General features: G+C 53.9%; 1 protein-coding gene. It reads right to left on the reverse strand.

Annotation, left to right across the window (positions count from 1 at the left end; translation table 11 throughout):
• Positions 1-802: 802 nt before the first annotated feature.
• A partial coding sequence (locus AADEFJLK_RS24895) for a hypothetical protein (RefSeq protein WP_170065255.1) occupies positions 803-1,082 on the reverse strand: 280 nt, incomplete at its 5' end.

Genomic DNA, 1,082 nt, shown 5'->3' on the forward strand with positions numbered 1-1,082 from the left:
TCACCTCCGCCGCCTCCATACGCCCAAGCTCCGCTAGACAAGCTGCAAATTATTAGCAGCATGGCTATCCGCATTTTATGTGTTTTCATGATTGTGCCTTGCAAAAATTCTATCCGTTCGTTACTGGCAAGCGTTTGGTTATTGTTCTAGGCGGTTTTACGCGCTTTGACACCAAATGTTTGGGCTGTATTGTTATAAGCGGGTGTGCATATATCTTTTAACATTTAACATTATTATCTCTGTAGCCCCCTCCCTCCTGAGCGAAGCCGAAGGGCTCCCCCTTGTCAGGGCGAGGAGCTTTTTCCCCCTGATTTTCGTCGGCATGACGGGGAAGATAGTCCTTCCCCACTTGGGGTGGTACCAGCACCAGCCATAAGTGGGGTGAAGCTGCCAGATGTATCTGGGGCGGGGTATGGCGTAGGTGGGTCTGGCTACGATGACAGGGTCGTGTGTGCGCTAATACGTCCGCAACGGAGCGGAGACAACACTCAGACAGGCCGTGTGTACCCGATGTTCAAGTTTTTTATAACTCCGACCTTTTTATACCCAAGGCTGACCAGTCTTTTGGCTCGTCAATGCTTTCCCGGTGCTTTTTGAATCGTCATGTAGAGGGGGGGCTTAGCGTTAACGGGCAAGGCCAAAACTAGGGAGGGGGCAATGAGGTTTAGGCTCTGTGGGGTATAGAGTCCGGCGTTAAGCAAGCGGCAGGCTATCGTGCAATGGCTAAAGGCCATTGTATTCCGCTCTGTGGAATGTAGAGATGCCGCTCAATGAGTGACGGCATCTGTCTATTCCGGTCGGGCTAGAAACCTGAGCTTTTGCGGGTTTTTTTCGAATGGTGTTTGGGTTTGTCGGGGCTGCTGTCTATGGGTTTGTTGCCTAGGCCTGCCAGTGGGTCGCCGTCGGTGGCTTCAGGGACGTTGGGGTCGGCGGTTTCGCTGGGGGCGGTTTGCAGGTTGCTGCTGTCGATGGGTTGGTTGCCGAGTCTGGATAAGTCGGCATCAATCGGGCTGCTGGGGCGGCTGGGGAAGCTGTCGATTTGTACGCGCTCAGTTTGGCTGGCGGCAGGCGGTTTAGGGGGG

This window comes from Methylovulum psychrotolerans (assembly GCF_002923755.1).
Lineage (GTDB): Bacteria > Pseudomonadota > Gammaproteobacteria > Methylococcales > Methylomonadaceae > Methylovulum > Methylovulum psychrotolerans.